This is a genomic window from Polaromonas sp. P5_D5 (assembly GCF_054049435.1).
Genome location: NZ_JBFUMJ010000004.1, coordinates 444,386 through 463,807, shown reverse-complemented (window position 1 = coordinate 463,807; position 19,422 = coordinate 444,386). Strand labels below are relative to the sequence as shown.

Below are 19,422 nucleotides of genomic sequence, written 5' to 3'. Positions count from 1 at the left end.
GAAATAAGTAAACCCTATTTTTAGTCAGTTTGCCTGATCAATTGAGATACCATGATTTCATGCCCGAAGCAGTCAATCCACCTCACATTTCCAGCCCCTTTGGCGCCACCGAAGCCGGCTGGCGGCAGACCCACCTGGGCCGGCTGATGGGCCACGCGCTGCGCCGCTTTGACGAGCGCGTGCTGTCACTGATGGCCAGCAGCATTGAGGTACCGCTGGCGCTGTCCAACCTCGCGGCGCGCGACCAGGTCGGCGCTGCGCATATCCACATCACACGCCACCTGGCCGTGGGCGGCTCGCGCCTGACGGACCTGGCGCAAAGCGCCGGCATGAGCAAGCAGGCCATGGGCGACCTCGTCGACCAATGCGAAGCCTGGGGTTTGGTGACGCGCCAGCCCGACCCGCACGACAAACGCGCCCGCCAGGTGCTGTTCACCGAATCGGGCCTGCTCTGGCTGGAAGCCTTTCACAGAGCGGTTCGGCAAGCCGAGGATGAGTTTCGCCAGGCTGTGGGGCATGATGTAGCCACAGTGGTGGCGCTGGGACTGGAAGCATATGCAGGCTGAATGTGGCACCCACGGTCGCTCACCGCGCGTAACTCCCTGCACCTGGGACAGACGCAAGCGCCTAAAATTCAGGCAAACACACTAACTTGCGGCGCAGCAGGCGCTGCCGCCCCACCCGGAGACAACCATGCGTATCCTGATTGCCGAAGATGACCAGGTCCTGGCCGACGGCCTGCTGCGCACTTTGCGTGCCTCCGGTGCGGCAGCCGACCACGTGGCCAGCGGCACCGAAGCCGACGCCGCGCTGCTCACCAACACCGAATTCGATCTGCTGATCCTGGATCTGGGCTTGCCGCGCATGCACGGGCTGGAAGTGCTCAAGCGACTGCGCGCCCGCGGCTCGGCCATGCCGGTGCTGATCCTGACCGCCGCCGACAGCGTGGAAGAACGCGTCAAGGGCCTGGACTACGGCGCCGACGACTACATGGCCAAACCGTTTTCGCTGCAAGAGCTGGAAGCCCGCGTGCGTGCGCTGATCCGCCGAGGCATGGGCGGCGCCAGCAGCACCATCAAGCACGGCCCGCTGGTGTACGACCAGGCCGGACGCGTGGCCACCATTGATGGCCAGATGCTGGAGCTGTCGGCGCGCGAACTCGGCTTGCTCGAAGTGCTGCTGCAACGCGCCGGCCGCCTCGTCAGCAAGGACCAGCTGGTGGAACGCCTCTGCGAATGGGGCGAAGAGGTCAGCAACAACGCGATCGAGGTGTACATCCACCGGCTGCGCAAGAAGATTGAAAAAGGCCCGGTGCGGATTGCAACAGTTCGAGGCCTGGGTTACTGCCTCGAAAAAATACCAGGTTGAACAATGCCCCCACGGTCGCTCACTCCGTGTAGCTTCCTGCCCCCCGAGGGGGCCGCCCGCCTGCGGCCTGGCAAAGCCAGTTCCGCGGCTCATGCTGGCTTGAAGACAACGCCACCGCGCTCTAGGCTGTGGCATTAAGGCTCTTCCAGCGTGAGCGCCGAAGCCTTTTCGGCGAAATCCTCGACTGGATGCTCACGCCACTGTTGTTGCTCTGGCCGATCAGCCTGGCGCTGACCTGGCTGGTGGCGCAGAACATTGCCGGCAAGCCGTTTGACCGTGCGCTTGAATACAACGTGCAGGCACTGGCCAAGCTGGTGGCGGTCAAAAACAACCAGGTCCAGTTCAACCTGACGGCGCCGGCGCGCGAGATCCTGCGCGCCGATGACACCGATCTGGTCTATTACCAGGTCGTGGGCACGCAAGGCGAACTGCTCAGCGGCGAACACGACCTGCCCCTGCCGCCCGATGAAGACAAGCCTACCAACGGCGAGGTGCGGCTGCGCGAAGACCTGATCCAGGGCGAAGATGTCCGCGTGGCCTATACCTGGCTCAAGGTCGAGGTCAAAGCCCCGGCGCCGACAGGCAAGGCGGCTGCACCGCGCAGCGACAAGGGCGCTGGCGCACCCGAAGCCGTGTCCGCCCAGATGGTGCTGGTGCAAGTGGCCGAGACACTGGAAAAGCGCAAGACCCTGGCCACTGAAATCGTCAAGGGCACCATGGTGCCGCAGTTCGTAACGCTACCGCTGGCCGTACTGCTGGTGTGGCTGGCACTGGTGCGCGGCATCAAGCCGCTGGCCCAGCTTGAAAAGCGCATCCGCGCACGCAAGTCCGACGACATGAGCCCGCTCGATGAAACCGCGGTGCCGGAAGAGGTAGCACCGCTGGTGTCCTCCATCAACGATTTGCTGAGCCGGCTCAAGGTGTCGCTGACCACGCAGAAACGCTTTCTCGCCGATGCCGCGCATCAGTTGAAGACACCGCTGGCGGGCCTGCGCATGCAGGCCGACCTGGCGCAGCGCGAAACCGATGCCGATGAACTCAAAAAATCGCTCAAGCACATCGGCCGTGCCAGCATACGCGCCACCCACACCGTCAACCAGCTGCTGGCGCTGGCGCGCGCCGAGACCACGGGCCGCAGCCTCGCCAAGCTGCACATCGACCTGGTGCATATCGTGTCGGAAGTGATGGCCGACTCGGTGCCTCGCGCCCTTGAAAAACAGATCGACCTCGGCTACGACGGGCCCGCCGCCGGCGAGCAGGCGACTCAGCTGGAAGGCAACCCGACCCTGCTCAAGGAGCTGGTGCGCAACCTGCTGGACAACGCCATCAACTACACGCCCGAAAAAGGACAGGTCACGCTGCGGCTCATGACCGACCGCTTCAGCGGCGTGCTGGTGCTGCTGGTAGAAGACTCCGGGCCGGGCATCCTTGAGTCCGAGCGCGAGCTGGTGTTCCAGCCGTTTTACCGCACGCTGGGCACCAACGTCGACGGCTCCGGCCTGGGCCTGGCCATCGTCCTGGAAATCGCCAAGCAACACGGCGCCACCATCACGATTGAAGATGCGGCCCTGCCGGGCCACCCGCAAACGCCGGGCACGCGCGTCACCGTGCGTTTTGTCGGCATGGATTTACCTGACGGTCAGTAGCGGCCGCACCTGCACCCATGCCCTTGGGGCCCGGAAGTTTTTAAGAAAATCGCTTGAATGCCATGCAGTACTTGCGCGAGCAGCTCCTGAAATGATAGCGAATCAGGATTTGGCAAGCGGCCACTTGTCGTAAAGCTTCACGCCGATGCGCTCGCCCCACAGCTCGATTTGCGCGGGCGTGCCGGCGTGCGGCTGATTGGCGCTGCCGCCGCGCACATAACCCAGGGCCACGCAGGCGCCGGCCAGCGGGCTCCAGCCGACCGATGAGATTTCGCCCACCGTTTGCCCGCCCATCACAATCGCTTCCCCGCCCCAGGCAAAGGCGTCCGGCGTGTCAAACACCAGCGTGACCAGCTTTTTGCGCAGGGCCAGTCCCTGTGAATTGAGCAACGCGGCCTTGCCGATGAAGTCAGCGGGCTTGTCGAGCCTCACACTGAAGGCCAGCCCGGCCTCCCACGGCGTTTCGTCCGGGCCAAGCTCTGCGCCCCAGGCGCGCCGGCCCTGTTCGATGCGAAGCGCATCCAGCGCGTAGTAGCCCGCATCGCGAATGCCCAGTGCCTTACCGGCCTCCATCAGTGCCAGGTACACATGGCGCGCCATTTCGATCGGCGTGTAGAGCTCAAAGCCCGGCCCGCCCACATAACTCATGCGGGCGGCGCGCACGCGGGCAAAGCCGACATCGATGTCCTTCGTCCATGAGAACTTCAGCGCCTCGGGCGACAGGTCGTCCGGGCTAACGAGCGCCAGCAGCTCACGCGCCTTCGGCCCCATCACCGACAGCACCGAGTACATCGCACACACATCGGTGAGCACCGCATGCTCCGCCTCGCCGATATGCCGAGCGATCCAGTCGAAGTCCCTTACCGTTTGCGCGGAGCCGGTGATGATGAGGAATTGGTTCGCGGCTTGCCTCATCACGGTCAAGTCACTTTCAAAACCGCCGCGCTCATTGAGCATGGCGGTGTAGACCATCTTGCCGACAGGCACGTCCATCTCGTTGGCGCACAGGCGCTGCAACACGGCCAGTGCATCGCGGCCCTGCAACAGGTATTTGGAGAACGAGGTCTGGTCGTAAAGGGCAACGGTTTCGCGCGTGGCCTTTTGCTCTTCAATCATCCAGGGTAGCCAGACCGGTTTATCGAGGGTGTATTCCGGGCGCGCCTGCCCCTCCGGCCTGAAATAGCTTGCACGCTCCCAGCCATTCTTGCTGCCGAACTCCGCGCCTCTGGCGGCCAGGATGTCGTACAGCGGTGAGGTACGCAACGGCCGCGCCGTTTCCAGTTCCTGCCTCGGCCAGCGCATCGCATAGTGCAGGCCCAGCGTCTCGCCGGTGCGTTCGGCCAGCGCCCTGCGGTTGCCGGTGAAGCTGCCGAAACGGCGTATGTCCACGTCCCACAAATCGGTGCTGGGCTCGCCACCCACAATCCATTCAGCCATGAGCCGGCCCGCACCGCCGCTGTTGGCAATGCCGGCGGAGTTGAAACCCGCGCAGACAAAGTAGTTGCGCAGTTCAGGCGCCTCACCCAGGATGAAGTTGCCGTCGGGCGTAAAGCTCTCCGGCCCGTTGAGCAGCATCTTGATTTCGGCCGTCTCCAGGCAGGGCGTGCGGTGCATGGCTGCGGTCATCAGCGGCTCGAACTGGTCCCAGTCTTCGTCCAGCAGCTCAAACTGGAAGGTCGCCGGAATCGGGTCCATCTTCCAGGGTTTGGCCTGGGATTCAAAGCCGCCCATCACCAGGCCGCCGACTTCTTCCTTGTAGTAGATGTAGCCGTCCGGGTCGCGCATGACCGGCAGCATGGGGTGCACGCCCGGAATCTTGCCGGTGACGATGTAGAAATGCTCGGCCGAATACAGCGGCACATTCACGCCCGCGAGTTTGCCGAACTGCCGCGCCCATTGGCCGGCGCAATTGACGACGACTTCGCAGCGCACGTCACCCTGCGCGGTCTTCACGCCCACAGCCCTGCCGTTTTCAATGATGACACCGGTCACCTCGATGCCTTCAACCATCTTCACGCCGCGGTTGCGCGCGCCCTTGGCCAGCGACATGCAAAGGTCCGCCGGATTGGCCTTGCCGTCGCCCGGCAGCCAGATCGCGCCCTGCAGGTCATCGATGCGCATGATGGGGTATTTGTCGCCAGCTTCCTGCGGCGAGATCTCATGGCATTCCACGCCAAAGCTGTTGGCCATGGCGACCTGCTTTTTGAGCACCTTCATGCGCTCCGGCGTGCGCGCCACGTTGACGCTGCCGCATTGTTTCCACCCGGTGGCCAGGCCCGTTTCAGCCTCAAGCGAGGCATACAACTCGATGCCGTACTTGCTCATCTGCGTCATGTTGCGGTTGGGCCGCATCTGGCCGACCAGGCCGGCCGCGTGCCAGGTGGTGCCGCTGGTGAGCTTGCCCTGCTCGAGCAGCAGTACGTCTGTCTTGCCCATTTTGGCCAGGTGATAGGCCACGGAGCACCCGGCGATGCCGCCACCCACAATGACGATCTGCGCTTGAGTCGGGATATTCATGCGTGCAGTCCTCTACGGTATGAAATCAGCGGCTGCCGCGGAACCGGCTTTGCCGGGCCGCAGGCCGCGCCCCCTTGAGGGGGAGGCGCCGAAGGCGCTTCGGGGGGGGGAACTCATATCTAGGCCAACCGTATCGCCATCACGCCGCCCACAATCGCGCAGGTGCCCACAAAACGGCGCACGGTAAATGTTTCTTTCAACAGCCAGGTGCCCAGCAAAACGGCGAACAGCACCGAGGTTTCGCGCAGAGCCGCCACCGTAGCCACCGGCGCGCGTGTCATGGCCCACAGCGCGATTCCGTAGGAGCCCAGCGACGCCAGCGCGCCGCCGGTAGCCACAGGCCAGCGATGGCGGGCGTAGTCGGCCATGGCACGCCCGCGCCGCGCCATCATCAAGAGGCCGAAGGGCCAGCCGTCGAGCAGGAACAGCGTGGCGACGTATTGCAGGGCATTGCCGGAGGCGCGAACGCCCAGTCCATCCACCACCGTATATATGGCAATGATGAGCGCGTTGGCCAACGCAAAGCCAACCGCCTTGGGGGCATGCAGGGCATGGCGGCTCAAGCCCAGCACCAGCACGCCGCCGGAGATGCCCAGGATGCCGGCCCACGCCAGCGGGCTCAAAGTTTCGCCCAACGTGAAGGTTGCCGACAGCGCCACCAGCAGCGGCGCCACACCGCGCATCAGTGGATAGGTCAACCCCAGGTCGCCGTGCTTGTAGGCCTGTGTGGTCGCGATGAAATAGCCGATGTGGATCAGCACCGAAGCGCCGATAAACGGCCAGGCCTCGATACGCGGCAGGCCCACCACCAGCACCAGCGGCAACGCCAGCACAGAGCCGATCAGGTGAATGACCGCCATGTCCAGCGCCTTGTCGGCACTGGACTTCACCAGGGCATTCCAGCCTGCGTGCAGCAGCGCGCCAAACAGCACAGCGCCCAGCACCGGCCACGTCAGTGCCAGAATTTCAGGCGGCAAGCGAGGGCTCTGCGGCGGGAAGGGTGCAGCGCCTGGCCCGTGCCAGGTAGTGCGCCAGTGGCGGCGTGGCCTTGTGCGCATCTTTCGCAAGATCGTCCCAGAGGCGCAGCTTCACCGCATCCCCGGCACCGGGCTGCGCGATGAAGCGCGCCGCTTCTTCAGCGGAAAAAATGCCGCCTTGCAACTGCAAGCTGCGTTTGGAATCCGCTGAAAGGCTGGAATGGTAACCACGCCGCGCCGCGCATAGATAGCGCTTGGCGTCCACATGCAGCTTGATGGCGTCCAACACCTCGTCGGGGAAAAGACCCCGCAAAAAAGGCAGTGCTCGGTACTGATGCACATCATCCACACCACGCAGCGACGGTGTTTCGCCCAGGTCGTGCAGAAGATGCCCAAGGTCATGCAACAGCGCCGCGGTCACCAGGGCATCGCTCGCGCCTTCGGCTTCGCCGAGTGCCGCGGTCTGCAGCGCGTGCTGCAGCTGCGTTACGGGCTCGCCGCTGTATTGTTCGCCGCCGCGCTCTTTGAAAAGGTGTTCGATGTCGTCAAAGTTCAGCACGTGAATTCCTAGAAAAGTGAACTCGAAAAGAAGAACGCTTTCGCCAGTGGCCGCCGCGGAACCGGCTTTGCCGGGCCGCTGGTGGCCGCCCCTGGGGCTGAGAGCCGCGGCTCCAAGCCTGCCTTCGCAGGCTTGGACAGCCTCGAAGAGCTTCGGCCTCTGGCCGTTGCACGGGGCGCCGAAGGCGCTTCGGGGAGAACTTTAGCCATTCCAGGGGAGCGAATAAGTTTTCAGGTTGGTAAAGCTTTTAATCGCTTCCTGCACACCCTCTTTATAGCCCAGGCCCGAATCCTTGATACCACCGAAAGGCGTGAGCTCCAGGCGATAGCCCGGCACCTCCCGCACATTGACGGTACCGACATGCAGCTCGCTGACAAACCGGTTGATATAGTCCAGGCGGTTGGTGCAGACGGCGCTTGAAAGGCCGTAGGCCGTGCCGTTCGAAATCTGGATAGCTTCGTCGATGTTTTTGAAACGTATGACCGGAGAGACGGGCCCGAAGGTTTCCTCGCGCGCCACCGTCATCTGCGGTAACACATGGTCCAGCAGCGTAGGCGAATAAAGCGCGCCGCGCCTATGGTTGCCCGCCAGCAATTTCGCGCCCTGCGCCACCGCCTCATTCACACGCGACTCAAACAGCATGGCTGCCGGCTCATCAATCACCGTGCCCATGTCATTGGCCTTGTCGGCCGGGTCGCCGTATTTCCAGGCCAGGGTCTTGGCCAGCACCTGCTCCACAAATTCGCCCGCCACCGCCTCATGCACCATGAGCCGCTTGATGGCCGTGCAACGCTGGCCCGAATTCTTATAGGAACCCTGCACGGCCAGCGTGGAGGCCTCGTTGAGATCGGCATCCTCCATCACGATGATGGGGTCGTTGCCGCCCAGCTCCAGCACCACGCGCCGGTAGCCGGCCTTGCCGGCAATGTACTTTCCGATGGCCACGCCACCCGTAAATGTCACCAGGTCCACCAATGGGTTGGTGATCAATTCGTCCGCAATCTCGCGCGGGTCGCCCGTTATCACGCTGAGCATTTCGGGCGGCAAACCCGCCTCATAAAGGATGTCGGCGAACAGGAGGGCAGAGAAAGGCACTTTCTCGGACGGCTTGAGCACCATGCGGTTATTGGTTGCAATGCTGGGCACCACCTTGTGCGCCACCTGGTTCATCGGGTGGTTGAAAGGCGTGATGGCGGTGATCACGCCCAGGAGCGGGGAGCGGTGCGTGTAGACGCGACGCTTCTTGCCGTGCGGCGTGAGGTCGCAGCTGAAGATCTGGCCGTCGTCCTTGAGCACTTCGGTTGCGCCGAAGAGCAGCACGTCACTGACACGGCCTGCTTCGTAGATGGAATCCTTCAGGCACAGCCCTGCCTCCGCCGTGATGAGATTCGCGACCTCCATCAACCGCGACTGGACGATGGCCGCCGCGCGGTTGAGGATGGCTGCGCGTTCATAACGGCTCAGCTGGGGCTTGCAGGCGTGCGCCTTGGCGAAAGTCTCACGGACTTCCTCAAGCGTAGCCTTGGGCACGCTGCCCAGCAGCTTCGCCGTGTACGGATCGAACACCTCGATCGCGCGGTCACCGGTCCGGCCGGCACCAACCTTGCGGCCGGCCAGTCGCATGGCGTTGAGCTGGTGGTCGCGGATGTACTGGTCAATCACTCTGCGGCTTTCAGGACAGGTTATGTGCGGACATGTTTCTGGCGTTTGTTGCCGGATATCTATTGGGCGTAATTGAGCGCCAGGTCGAAGGCATCGAAGTTACGAAAACGCCGGTTACGGTTCAGGCCCGGCAAGTCCCGGTTCACGATCAGCGGGACACGCTGCTCGCTCATGCCGCCGTGCGAGCGCAGCGGAACTTCGAGCGCAGAGAGATCGTGGCGCGAGGCTGAGGTGCCGATCACGGTGAAGCGTTCAGACACCGCCACAATGTCGCCGATCCTGTCGGCAGGGAGTTCAAAGCGCTCGGCGGCCTGCTCACGTGAAAGCACCAGCTCCATGCCCTTGAGCGCCGCCAGCCGTTTGCGGGCGGCCTCGATGTTCGTGCCCTCGGGCAGGTAGATCGTGGCGAAGGATCCCAGCGCGCCGTGATGCACCACATAGGGGTCGGTGATCGGAAGAATCACACGCGCAACGCCCGCGCCCAGCCAGCTGTCAAACCAGTCCTGCAGGTAGATCACGTCGGGCGTGCCGTCCATGGCGACCTTGGCGTTCATGCCATGGTCGGCCGTGAGCACGATCACGCAGCCCAGATCGTCGAGCTGCTGCATATAGCCGTCCATCATGCGGTAGAAGGAATTGGCGCCGTCGGTGCCGGGCGCGTGCTTGTGCTGCACGTAGTCGGTGGTCGACAAGTACATCACATCGGGTTTGTATTTCTGCATGATCTTCACGCCGGCCGCAAACACGAACTCCGACAAGTCTGCGCTGTAGACACTGGGTAGCGGCTGACCCACCAGGCCCAGCACACCTTCAATGCCGTTTTCTTCCAGCGTGACCTGGTCGGCCTTCTCGGACGAAAAGCAGATTCCTCTCATCTTGTGGCCCAGCAACTTGCGCAACTTGTCTTTGGCTGTGACCACCGCCACGGACTTGCCCGCGTCCGCAAGGGCCGCCAGCAGGGTGGGCGCGCGCAGCCACTTGGGGTCATTCATCATGACCTCGGTGTCGGTGGCGGTATCGAACAGGTAGTTGCCGCAGATGCCGTGCACGCTGGGCGGTGCGCCCGTCACGATGGACAGGTTGTTGGGGTTGGTAAAGCTGGGCACCACGCAATCACCCGTCAGGCCAGAACCCAGCGCCAGGGTGCGCTTGAGCCACGGCATGTGGCCGGCGGCCACGGCTTGCGCCAGATAATCGGGCTCGCAGCCGTCAACGCACACCACCACGACGGGCTGGGTCGGCAGCCTGTATGCCCGGCCATTGACTTTCACTTCGGTCTTTTTATCAGCGACTGCCACGTTGGAGCCTTCCCTTGTCCATATTTTTCTCTGGGCCTTTTGCGATGTCGTCATCGACCAGGTGCGACGCCCTGGCCTGTGCCGCACGGGCAGCCGGGCTGGCCTGCAGGCGCGCCTGTCGCCGCAGGTCGTTTTCAATCGTGCGTTCCTTGCTTTCGATCACGTGGTCGTACATGGCCCGGCCTGCGACGTCCGCGTCACCGGAGGCGATGGCCTTGACGATCTGCCTGTGCTCATTGGCCGAAATCGGCATGAGCCAGCCGTCGGCCAGGTTCAGACGCCGGAACAGCGACAGCTCCTTGATGAGCTTGCGATAGATGGCCGTGAGCTTGCTGTTGCCTGCCATTTCCACCAGCCGGTCGTGGAATTTCAGGTTAAGCAGGTGGTAGTTGTAGGCGTCTTCTGCCTTGACGGCCTTTTCCATCGAGTCGACGAGGCCCCGGATTTCCTTGAGTTGGGCCGGCGTGATGTTCCTGGCGAGCTGGCGGCCGACGAGTTCGTCCATCGCGGCGCGCAGGTCGAAAATCTCGACGGCTTCCTCGATGGGAATGTCACGCACGAAGACGCCGCGATTTTTTTCGTTGCGCACCAGGCCAGCTTCCTCCAGCATTCGGAAGGCTTCACGCACCGGCCCGCGGGAGACGCCCATCTTTTCAGCCAGCGCTGCCTCAATGAGTTTGCTGCCCGGTTCGTATTCGCCAACAAGAATGGCGCGCTCGATTTCCTGCTGCACCACCGTGGTGAGGGAACTGGTCTGCAACAGCGCGATAGTGGGATGAAACACGGCATTCATGCCCTGCATTGAAGCACAAAACACAGGATTGTCAACAATCTGCAAAAAACAATTGACAAGATAAAAGGGGCAGCGTTAAATAAATATTGAGCTGGGTTGATACGACCTGAACACAGGTTGGTCATCGCAGTGTCACTGCCCCGACACGAACAGGTCACAACATTGCAGGTTTTCCACAAAGGACTTTTTATGCAGCTGGCTACCCATCTCAAATCCCTGCCAAAGGCGATCGCTCTTATCGGCTTTTTTGGCCTGCTCACCGCCTCCACCGGCGCATTCGCCCAGAAGACCCAGTTGCTGGTCTACACCGCGCTGGAAACAGACCAGATCAAGGCCTATCAAGAGGGCTTCAACAAGGTCTACCCCGATATCGAAATCAAGTGGGTCCGCGACTCGACCGGTGTGATCACCGCCAAGCTGCTCGCCGAAAAATCCAATCCCCAGGCCGACACCATCATGGGTGTGGCTGCCTCCAGCCTGGCCCTGCTCGACAAGCAGGGCATGCTCGAACCCTACGCGCCGATCAACCTTGACGGCATCATGAGCCAGTACCGTGACAAGAAGAAAGTTCCCGCCTGGTTCGGCATGGACGTGTGGGGTGCCACCGTGTGCTTCAACACCGTCGAAGCCAAGAAGAAAAACATCCCTACACCCGAGACCTGGCAGGACCTGACCAAACCCATCTACAAGGGTCAGATCGTCATGCCCAACCCCGCCTCCAGCGGCACCGGCTACTTCGACGTGACCGCCTGGCTCACGCTCTTTGGCGACAAGGACGGCAAGGGCGGCGGCTGGAAGTACATGGACGCGCTGCACGAAAACATCGCGCAGTACACCCATTCGGGTTCCAAGCCCTGCAACATGGCCGCCTCCGGAGAATTTCTGGCGGGCATTTCGTTTGAATACCGCGGCAACACCAACAAGGCCAAGGGTGCGCCGATCGATCTGGTGTTCCCCAAGGAGGGGCTGGGCTGGGACCTGGAAGCCTTTGCCATTCACAAAGGCACCAAGAAACTGGACGCCGCCAAGAAACTGGCTGACTGGGCTTCGAGCAAGGACGCCATGATGCTGTACGGCAAGAACTTCGCGATCACCGCGCAGCCCGGACTGGCGCCGCCGCTGGCCAATGTGCCAAAAGACTATGAGGCCCGCCTCGTCAAGATGGATTTCAGCTGGGCAGCAGACAACCGCGAGCGCATTTTGAATGAGTGGACGAAGCGCTATAACTCCAAAACAGAGAAGAAGTAGCCCCCTGTCGGCGGCCTTTGGCCGCCGTCTCCCCCTCAGGGGGACGGCCGCTGTGGCCCGGCGGAGCCGGTTCCACGCCGCCGCTTGCCCTTTGCGCTGGCGCGACCGTTCAGGTAATACACGTATGACCCACGAATGAACAACGACACCTTTCTGAACCTGCGCCATATCCGCAAGGAATTCGGCGCCTTCACCGCGCTGCAAGACATCAACCTGGACATCCGCAAGGGCGAGTTCGTTTGCTTTCTGGGGCCTTCGGGTTGCGGCAAGACGACGTTGTTGCGCATCATTGCCGGGCTGGAAGTGCAGACCTCGGGTGAAGTGCATCAGGGCGGGCGCGACATCTCGCGGCTGCCGCCGGCGCTGCGCGACTACGGCATCGTTTTCCAGAGTTATGCGCTGTTTCCCAACCTCAGTGTGGCCGACAACGTGGCGTATGGGCTGGTCAACCGCAAGACACCCAAGGCTGAAGCGGCCCAACGCGTGAGCGAGCTGGTCAAGCTGGTGGGCCTGCCGGGCAGCGAGGCGAAATATCCCAGCCAGCTCTCAGGCGGTCAGCAGCAGCGCATTGCGCTGGCACGCGCGCTGGCCACCTCGCCAGGCTTGCTGCTGCTGGACGAACCCCTGTCGGCGCTCGATGCGCTGGAGCGCGTGCGCCTGCGCCAGGAAATCCGCGCGTTGCAGCAAAAACTGGGCGTGACCACCATCATGGTGACGCACGACCAGGAAGAAGCTTTAAGCGTCGCCGATCGCATTGTGGTGATGAACCACGGCCTGATCGAACAGGTGGGAACACCGATGGAAATTTACCGCGAGCCGGCTTCGCCGTTCGTGGCGGATTTTGTCGGCAAGGTCAATGTCATGCCGGCGAATGTCAGCGGCAGCCAGATGAGGTTCGGCACCATGTGCCTGCCTTGCGACGGAGCCGACCGCGAGGTCAAGGTTTACCTGCGCCCTGAAGATGTGCTGGCCCGGCCCATTGCAGCGGATGACGCCCATGTGTTCGACGCCACCATCGAAAAGATCGAATTCCTCGGCTCCTTCTGCCACGTTCACGTGGCCTCTCCTGCACTGGGCACCCACAAGCTCACGGTTTACCTCTCGCTCAATTTCCTGTCGGAGCAATCCTTGCAGGTCGGCTCGACCCTTCCCCTCAAATTGCTGCCAGAGCGCATCAAGGTGTTCTGATGCCCGTCTATACACCTCCTGCTTTGCCCCTGGTGCGGCAGCGTGTGCACTGGATTGACCACCTGGCCTATGCTGCCCTTGCGCTGGCAGCTATTATTTTGATAGCGTTTCTGGCAGCCCCGTTGCTGGCCATCCTGCAGCAGGCCGTGCAGGACAAGGCCGGGGATTTCATCTGGCTTGACAATTTCATCGAGTACGCCAAAACGCCGGCACTGCTCGAAAGCCTGTGGAACAGCCTCTGGATTTCAGGCGCCGTCACCCTGATTGCGGTACCCCTGGCGTTTGGTTTTGCCTATGCGCTGACCCGTTCGTGCATGCAATACAAGGCGCTGTTTCGCGGCATCACGCTGGTTCCCCTGCTGGCCCCCTCCCTCCTGTCGGCCATTTCGCTGATTTACTGGTTTGGCAACCAGGGGGTGCTCAAAGGCTGGATGCAGGGTATCGGCATCGACCAGATTTATGGTGCGCCCGGCATTGTGGTGGCCGAATGTTTTGCGGTGTTTCCGCATGCGCTGATGATTCTGGTCACCGCGCTCAGCCTGTCCGACGCTCGGCTGTACGAGGCGGCGAATGCCATGGGCACCAGCGCCAGGCGCAAGTTCTTCACCATCACGCTGCCCGGTGCCAAGTACGGCCTTATTTCCGCGGCGCTCGTCACCTTCACGCTGGTCATGACGGACTTCGGCATTCCCAAGGTGATAGGCGGCAACTTCAATGTGCTGGCCACCGACGTCTTCAAGCTGGTGATCGGCCAGCAGGATTTCGCCAAGGGCGCAGTGGTCGCTATCTTGCTGCTGGCGCCCGCCGTCCTGACATTCGCGGTAGACAGCTACGTCAGCAAGCGCCAGACCGCGATGCTGACGGCGCGTGCCGTGCCCTACCGGCCCACGCCTTCGCGCGGCTACGACCGGGTCATGACGCTGTATTGCTGCGCCATCGCCTTCCTGGTGCTGGCCATGCTGGGCATGGCGGTGTTCGCATCCTTCGCCAGCTTCTGGCCCTACAACCTCACGCCCAGCCTGCGCCACTACACCATGGGCCTGATCGACGCGGAAGTCGGCGTCGGTTTTCTCAACAGCCTGAAGATGGCGGCGGGCACGGCCTTCTTCGGCACCGCTCTGGTGTTTTGCAGCGCCTACCTGCTCGAAAAAACCAAAGGCATGGACGGCCTGCGCGGCTTTGTGCGCATGCTGGCCATGTTGCCCATGGCCGTGCCCGGCTTGGTGCTGGGACTGGGCTACATCTTCTTTTTCAATGCGCCCGGCAATCCGCTGAACGGCCTGTACCACACGCTGACCCTGCTTACGCTGTGCACCATCGTGCACTTCTACACCACCGGCCACCTGACGGCCGTAACCGCACTCAAGAGCCTTGATGGCGAATTTGAAGCCGTGAGCGCCTCGCTCAAGGTACCCTTCTTCAAGACCTTCTGGCGCGTCACCCTGCCCATCTGCACGCCGGCGCTGGTCGACATCGCGCGCTACTTCTTCATCAACGCCATGACCACCATCTCTGCCGTGGTGTTTCTCTATTCGCCCGAAACCAAAGTTGCGTCGATCGCCATCCTGAACCTGGATGAAGCCGGCGAAATGGGCGCCGCCGCAGCCATGGCCGTCCTGATCGGTATGGCATCAACGATTGCAACCCTGCTTTTCATGGCGCTGGCCTGGTGGGTAAACCGCCGTACGCAGGCATGGCGAACCAGCTCGCGCTAGGAGCTTCATGACAGCCCAGCGCAACATCCGCATGCTCACACGTTACAACGCGTGGGCCAACGACCGCCTGTTCGGCGCATTAAAGCAACTTCCTGCAGCTGAACTCCTGGCACCGCGCGCGACAGGCTTTGGCAACATGCTTCGTACGCTGAACCACGCCTATGTGGTGGATCTCATCTGGCAGGCGCACCTGCAGGGGCGGCCGCATGGCTTCAGCTCCCGCAACACAGAGGCTACTCCCACACTGGAAGCGCTGTGGGCAGCTCAGGGGCAAATCGACACCTGGTACATCGAATACGCGGACACCCTGAGCGTCGAGGCACTCGACGAAATCGTGCATTTCACGTTCATCGATGGCGACGCGAGTGCCATGACACGGGGAGACATGCTGCTGCATGTCGTCAACCACAAAACCTACCACCGGGGCTACGTGGCCGACATGATTTACCAGGTTCCGGCGCGCCCCCCAGGCATGGATTTGCCCATATTCCTGCAGGGATACCCGGCCCGACTGAATTGAATCGCCCGCAACGAAGACCACAGGCATAACAAATGGACAGAGACAAAATCCTCCTCACCCCCGGGCCGCTGACCACCACCCTGCGCACCAAGCTCGCGATGCTGAAAGACTGGGGCTCCTGGGACAGCGATTTCAACGCCGTCACGGCGAGTGTGCGCAAAAGCCTGCTGGCCGTCATCCACGGGCAGGATTCGCATGTCGTCGTTCCGCTTCAGGGAAGCGGTACTTTCAGCGTGGAAGCGGCAGTGGCCACCGTGGTGCCGCGGGACGGTCACGTGCTGGTGATGGACAACGGCGCCTACTGCAAACGCGCGGCAAGGCTCACCACGCTGATGGGACGGCGCTGCACCATCATGCCCTTCGACGAAGCGGCACAGGTCTCTCCCGCCGCACTGGACGCCATGCTGGAAGCCGACACCAGCATCACCCACGTCATGCTGATCCACTGCGAGACAGGCGCGGGCGTGCTCAACCCGCTGAAGGAAGTGGCCGACGTCTGCAAAACCCATGGCAAGGGCCTGTTGGTGGACGCCATGAGCTCCTTCGCCGCGATAGAAATCGATGCGCGCAAGGTGCATTTCGACGCACTGGTGGCGGCCAGCGGAAAATGCCTTGAAGGTGTGCCCGGCATGGGTTTTGTCTTCATCCGCAAGGCCGTACTGGACGGCTGTGCCGGTCGCAGCCAATCGCTGGCCATGGACCTGCACGACCAGTACGCCTACATGGAAAAAACCACGCAGTGGCGCTTCACGCCGCCCACCCATGTGGTGGTGGCGCTGGCCGAGGCGATTGCGCAATTCGAGGAAGAAGGCGGCCAGCCCGCGCGCCTGGCGCGCTACGAAAGCAACTACCGCACGCTGATTGCGGGCATGGCAAAACTCGGTTTCAAGCCCTTCCTGGACCCGGCCATCCAGGCACCCATCATCGTGACCTTCCACGCGCCAGCCGACACCCGCTACGAGTTCAAGAAGTTCTATGCCGCTGCACGAGATCGCGGTTTTGTCCTATATCCCGGCAAGCTCACGCAGGTGGAAACTTTCCGGGTGGGCTGCATCGGTGCGATCGGCCCGAATGAGATCGAACAGGCCGTGCTGGCTGTGGCGGGCGCCTTGCAGGACATGGGCATCACATCCGCCGCACCGGCAACCCACGCGCACGGAGCGTAGGCCCTGAGAACGTCTCTTTACAAGCATGAGCCGTGGAACCGGCTTTGCCGGGCCACAGGCGGGCGGCCCCCTCGGGGGGCAGGGAGCTACACGAAGTGAGCGACCGTGGGGGCCTAGTGACTTCGGCGAAACGCCTCAGAAGGAAGTTCGCCAAACATTTGCTGGTAGTCGTGCGCGAAATGACCAAAATGCCAAAACCCCAGGTGCGTTGCAGCCGCCGTCACAGACGTAGCGGTCTTCAATGCCTGCCTGGCCGCGTTCAAGCGCACGGCGCGCAGATAAGCCAATGGGCTGATGCCCAGCGCTGTCTGGAAGCCGTTTTGCAAGGTCCGCCGGCTCACGCCGAGCTGCTCGCACAGCGCCAGCACCGTGGGCGGCTGATCGAGCTGCGCGTGCACCAGTTCGCGGGCACGTCGCGTCAGCGTCCAATGCCCATGAGTGCCGACAGCGTCCGCGCTACCCGCGGGCGCAAGAACGCGGCCGAGCTGCTCCACCACGCTGTCGAGCATCGCAGCCTGCACGGCGGGCGACTGCAGCAACGCAGGGGCCGCCTCCACCGTATCCAGCACACCGGTGAGGCACTGCCTGAGCCCCGCCTGCGCCGCGCCATCCAGCCGGCGCAACCCTGCCTGCGCACCGAGCCGGGCCTGCAGCGCCGGGTCATGCTCGCCGCAGCGGCGCCAGGCCGCTTCGTCAAGCTCCAGCCCCAGCATCACATGACGCCGGGAAGAGCGGAACTCAAAACCCGACGCCCCCGAAAACACATGCAATGCACCTGCGTCGCTGGGCGCGCCGCAAAAAACGCTGGGGCCTTCGACCTGGAGCGGCAGCCCCAAGGCCAGGGCACCATCGCGTATCCGTCCGGTCTGGTACACCGACTCCCGCAGGCTTTCCACAAAGAGGCGAAGGCCCGCGAATTCCAGCTGGCGCACCTCGCCGCCAAAGGCGCCGCGAGACAGCTGGAGGTAGCTCTGGTTCCAGCCCGTAAGTGCCGCCGCCTGCTCGTCTGCGTCGGCGAACGACGCGTGGGACAGCAGGGCTGGCTGGAGAGTGTCAGGCGTGTGGACCATGGCCGCATTCTTGCAGGATTCGTGCCGTGTGCAAGCAACGCTTTGAAACACTTCGACTTACTCGCCATCTCTTTAAGCTCAATCTCGCTGCGTTACTTGCCGAAATGGGATTTCAGCGCACCTACGCTCGCCCTACGATGCAAGACAGCCCCACCGGGCCCTCAACCTTGCAACCTATAGGGAGCCACCATGTCAGAACGTTCCAGCGTGCAATACGCGAAAGTCGACGGCAGCTATTTTGAAAAGAGGGGGCTGCGCCGCTATGCCGGCGTCTGGTCGCTCTGGGCACTCGGCGTTGGCGCCGTGATCTCCGGCCACTTCGCCGGCTGGAACCTGGGTCTGGCCAACGGCTGGGGCAGCATGTTGCTGGCCACCATCATCATCTCCGTGATGTATCTTGGCCTGACCTTTTCGCTGGCCGAGATGTCACCCGCATTGCCCCACACTGGTGGCGCGTACTCTTTCGCACGCACCGCCATGGGGCCTTGGGGTGGCTTTCTGACAGGGTTGGCCGAAAACGTGGAATACGTGCTGACGCCGGCCGTCATCGTGTTCTTCATCGGCAGTTACATGGGCAGCATTTTCGGCACACCACCGGCCTGGCAGCCTCTGTGGTGGATCGGTTTTTACATCGTCTTCATCGGGCTGAACATCATCGGCGTCGAGCTGTCGTTCAAGATCACACTGGCCGTCACGCTGCTGGCGCTGGCCTGCCTGGTGGCGTTCTGGATCAGCGCCTTTCCCAAGATCGACTTCGCACGCTGGGCCATGAATGTCGGCGCCGGCGGCGCCGTGCTGCCCGAGGGCCGCGGCCCCTTCCTGCCGCTGGGCTTCGCCGGCGTGCTGGCGTCGCTGCCATTTGCGGTGTGGCTGTTCCTGGCAATCGAGCAGCTACCGCTGGCGGCTGAAGAGTCGGTGGACCCGCGCCGTGACATGCCGCGCGGCATCATTGCCGGCATCTTCACGCTCATCCTCTCGGCCTTCATGATCCTCTGGCTCAACCCCTCGGTCGCAGGCATAGGCTCGCACGCGCTGAGCACCTCGGGTGAGCCGCTGCTCGACGGCTTCAAGGCAATTTACGGCAACGGCATCGCCAAGATACTGGCGCTGGTGGCCGTGCTGGGCCTGGTGGCGAGTTTTCACACCATCATCTTTGCCAAGGGCCGGCAGATCTATTCGCTAAGCCGCGCCGGGTACTTTCCTTCGGCACTGTCCGTCACGCACGGCAGCCGCAAGACTCCGCACATCGCCATGATCGTCGGCTCGGTGGTGGCGCTGGTGGTCATGTTTGTGCTGTGGTTTTCGCTGGGCGTTGACAAAGGCTCGGCCGTCATCGGCGGCACCTTGCTCAACATGGCGGTGTTCGGCGCCATGTTCTCCTATGTGATGCAGGCGCTGTCGTTCATTCGGCTGCGCAGCAAGCTGCCGAATATGGAGCGCCCCTACCGCAGCCCGCTGGGCGTTGCGGGTGCGGTGCTGACTTTGGTCATCGCGCTGGTCACGATTTACTTCCAGCTCAGCGACCCGATCTACCGCGTGGGCGTGCTGTGGGTGGCGCTGTGGTTTGCCATCGGCATCAGCTACTTCGCAGTAATGGGCCGGCACCGGCTCATCCTCTCGCCGGAAGAAGAATTTGCGATTGGCCTGGCCGAAAAAGGCCGGGCAAGCGCCCACCCCTAAAACCACAAGGTGCCC

General features: G+C 62.6%; 16 protein-coding genes. 9 read left to right on the top strand and 7 right to left on the bottom strand.

What is annotated here, in order from left to right; genetic code table 11:
* Positions 1 to 59: 59 nt before the first annotated feature.
* The 3 genes from ACXJKE_RS18555 (at position 60) to ACXJKE_RS18545 (ending at position 3,014) form a co-directional block, all read left to right on the top strand.
* On the top strand, positions 60 to 566 hold the full coding sequence (locus tag ACXJKE_RS18555; RefSeq protein WP_457282064.1) for a MarR family winged helix-turn-helix transcriptional regulator: 507 nt from the start codon (positions 60 to 62) through the stop codon (positions 564 to 566).
* Positions 567 to 693: 127 nt separating this feature from the next.
* Complete coding sequence (locus tag ACXJKE_RS18550) at positions 694 to 1,368, top strand: response regulator (protein WP_007870259.1); 675 nt, start codon at positions 694 to 696, stop codon at positions 1,366 to 1,368.
* Between the two features lie 188 nt (positions 1,369 to 1,556).
* A complete protein-coding gene (locus tag ACXJKE_RS18545) occupies positions 1,557 to 3,014 on the top strand; it encodes a sensor histidine kinase N-terminal domain-containing protein (protein WP_457282063.1) in 1,458 nt (485 codons plus the stop codon).
* Positions 3,015 to 3,116: 102 nt separating this feature from the next.
* Here the strand turns inward: ACXJKE_RS18545 and ACXJKE_RS18540 are convergent, their stop codons facing one another.
* From ACXJKE_RS18540 to ACXJKE_RS18515, 6 genes are all read right to left on the bottom strand, one after another.
* Positions 3,117 to 5,531, bottom strand: a complete 2,415-nt coding sequence (locus ACXJKE_RS18540) for a GcvT family protein (RefSeq protein ID WP_457282062.1) — start codon at positions 5,529 to 5,531, stop codon at positions 3,117 to 3,119.
* A 119-nt stretch (positions 5,532 to 5,650) separates the two neighbouring features.
* Entirely contained in the window at positions 5,651 to 6,508 is an 858-nt protein-coding gene (locus ACXJKE_RS18535) for an EamA family transporter (RefSeq protein WP_457282061.1), read from the bottom strand.
* Positions 6,498 to 7,067 (bottom strand): phosphonate degradation HD-domain oxygenase, encoded by a 570-nt coding sequence (locus tag ACXJKE_RS18530; RefSeq protein ID WP_457282060.1) that lies wholly within the window; start codon positions 7,065 to 7,067, stop codon positions 6,498 to 6,500. The genes ACXJKE_RS18535 and ACXJKE_RS18530 overlap by 11 nt, the downstream gene beginning before the upstream one ends.
* A 201-nt stretch (positions 7,068 to 7,268) precedes the next feature.
* Entirely contained in the window at positions 7,269 to 8,690 is a 1,422-nt protein-coding gene (gene phnY / locus ACXJKE_RS18525) for a phosphonoacetaldehyde dehydrogenase (protein ID WP_457282092.1), read from the bottom strand.
* Between the two features lie 98 nt (positions 8,691 to 8,788).
* Positions 8,789 to 10,027 (bottom strand): phosphonoacetate hydrolase, encoded by a 1,239-nt coding sequence (gene phnA, locus ACXJKE_RS18520; RefSeq protein WP_457282059.1) that lies wholly within the window; start codon positions 10,025 to 10,027, stop codon positions 8,789 to 8,791.
* Positions 10,014 to 10,820, bottom strand: a complete 807-nt coding sequence (locus tag ACXJKE_RS18515; protein ID WP_457282058.1) for a phosphonate utilization associated transcriptional regulator — start codon at positions 10,818 to 10,820, stop codon at positions 10,014 to 10,016. Before ACXJKE_RS18515 ends, phnA begins: the two co-directional genes overlap by 14 nt.
* A 189-nt stretch (positions 10,821 to 11,009) precedes the next feature.
* On the opposite strand from ACXJKE_RS18515, the gene ACXJKE_RS18510 reads away from it, so the two are divergent.
* From ACXJKE_RS18510 to ACXJKE_RS18490, 5 genes are all read left to right on the top strand, one after another.
* Positions 11,010 to 12,068: a putative 2-aminoethylphosphonate ABC transporter substrate-binding protein gene (locus tag ACXJKE_RS18510; protein WP_457282057.1), complete on the top strand. Its 1,059-nt coding sequence runs from the start codon at positions 11,010 to 11,012 to the stop codon at positions 12,066 to 12,068.
* Between the two features lie 135 nt (positions 12,069 to 12,203).
* Positions 12,204 to 13,256, top strand: a complete 1,053-nt coding sequence (locus tag ACXJKE_RS18505; protein WP_457282056.1) for a putative 2-aminoethylphosphonate ABC transporter ATP-binding protein — start codon at positions 12,204 to 12,206, stop codon at positions 13,254 to 13,256.
* On the top strand, positions 13,256 to 14,971 hold the full coding sequence (locus tag ACXJKE_RS18500; protein WP_457282055.1) for a putative 2-aminoethylphosphonate ABC transporter permease subunit: 1,716 nt from the start codon (positions 13,256 to 13,258) through the stop codon (positions 14,969 to 14,971). The genes ACXJKE_RS18505 and ACXJKE_RS18500 overlap by 1 nt, the downstream gene beginning before the upstream one ends.
* A 7-nt stretch (positions 14,972 to 14,978) precedes the next feature.
* Positions 14,979 to 15,491, top strand: a complete 513-nt coding sequence (locus ACXJKE_RS18495) for a DinB family protein (protein ID WP_457282054.1) — start codon at positions 14,979 to 14,981, stop codon at positions 15,489 to 15,491.
* A 32-nt stretch (positions 15,492 to 15,523) separates the two neighbouring features.
* The gene (locus ACXJKE_RS18490; RefSeq protein ID WP_457282053.1) at positions 15,524 to 16,657 is read left to right on the top strand and encodes a 2-aminoethylphosphonate--pyruvate transaminase; all 1,134 of its coding nucleotides are present in this window, start codon (positions 15,524 to 15,526) and stop codon (positions 16,655 to 16,657) included.
* A 113-nt stretch (positions 16,658 to 16,770) separates the two neighbouring features.
* Here ACXJKE_RS18490 and ACXJKE_RS18485 read toward each other — a convergent pair whose 3' ends face one another.
* Positions 16,771 to 17,727 (bottom strand): helix-turn-helix domain-containing protein, encoded by a 957-nt coding sequence (locus tag ACXJKE_RS18485; protein WP_457282052.1) that lies wholly within the window; start codon positions 17,725 to 17,727, stop codon positions 16,771 to 16,773.
* 189 nt (positions 17,728 to 17,916) lie between these two features.
* On the opposite strand from ACXJKE_RS18485, the gene ACXJKE_RS18480 reads away from it, so the two are divergent.
* Complete coding sequence (locus tag ACXJKE_RS18480) at positions 17,917 to 19,407, top strand: amino acid permease (RefSeq protein WP_457282051.1); 1,491 nt, start codon at positions 17,917 to 17,919, stop codon at positions 19,405 to 19,407.
* Positions 19,408 to 19,422 lie beyond the last annotated feature (15 nt).

Excerpts from the sequence above, each read along its gene's own strand:
- ACXJKE_RS18555 (WP_457282064.1), top strand. The coding sequence starts at position 60 with ATGCCCGAAGCAGTCAATCCACCTCACATTTCCAGCCCCTTTGGCGCC.
- ACXJKE_RS18550 (WP_007870259.1), top strand. The coding sequence starts at position 694 with ATGCGTATCCTGATTGCCGAAGATGACCAGGTCCTGGCCGACGGCCTG.
- ACXJKE_RS18545 (WP_457282063.1), top strand. The coding sequence starts at position 1,557 with ATGCTCACGCCACTGTTGTTGCTCTGGCCGATCAGCCTGGCGCTGACC.
- ACXJKE_RS18540 (WP_457282062.1), bottom strand. The coding sequence starts at position 5,531 with ATGAATATCCCGACTCAAGCGCAGATCGTCATTGTGGGTGGCGGCATC.
- phnY (WP_457282092.1), bottom strand. The coding sequence starts at position 8,690 with ATGCGACTGGCCGGCCGCAAGGTTGGTGCCGGCCGGACCGGTGACCGC.
- ACXJKE_RS18515 (WP_457282058.1), bottom strand. The coding sequence starts at position 10,820 with ATGAATGCCGTGTTTCATCCCACTATCGCGCTGTTGCAGACCAGTTCC.
- ACXJKE_RS18510 (WP_457282057.1), top strand. The coding sequence starts at position 11,010 with ATGCAGCTGGCTACCCATCTCAAATCCCTGCCAAAGGCGATCGCTCTT.
- ACXJKE_RS18505 (WP_457282056.1), top strand. The coding sequence starts at position 12,204 with ATGAACAACGACACCTTTCTGAACCTGCGCCATATCCGCAAGGAATTC.
- ACXJKE_RS18500 (WP_457282055.1), top strand. The coding sequence starts at position 13,256 with ATGCCCGTCTATACACCTCCTGCTTTGCCCCTGGTGCGGCAGCGTGTG.
- ACXJKE_RS18495 (WP_457282054.1), top strand. The coding sequence starts at position 14,979 with ATGACAGCCCAGCGCAACATCCGCATGCTCACACGTTACAACGCGTGG.
- ACXJKE_RS18490 (WP_457282053.1), top strand. The coding sequence starts at position 15,524 with ATGGACAGAGACAAAATCCTCCTCACCCCCGGGCCGCTGACCACCACC.
- ACXJKE_RS18485 (WP_457282052.1), bottom strand. The coding sequence starts at position 17,727 with ATGGTCCACACGCCTGACACTCTCCAGCCAGCCCTGCTGTCCCACGCG.
- ACXJKE_RS18480 (WP_457282051.1), top strand. The coding sequence starts at position 17,917 with ATGTCAGAACGTTCCAGCGTGCAATACGCGAAAGTCGACGGCAGCTAT.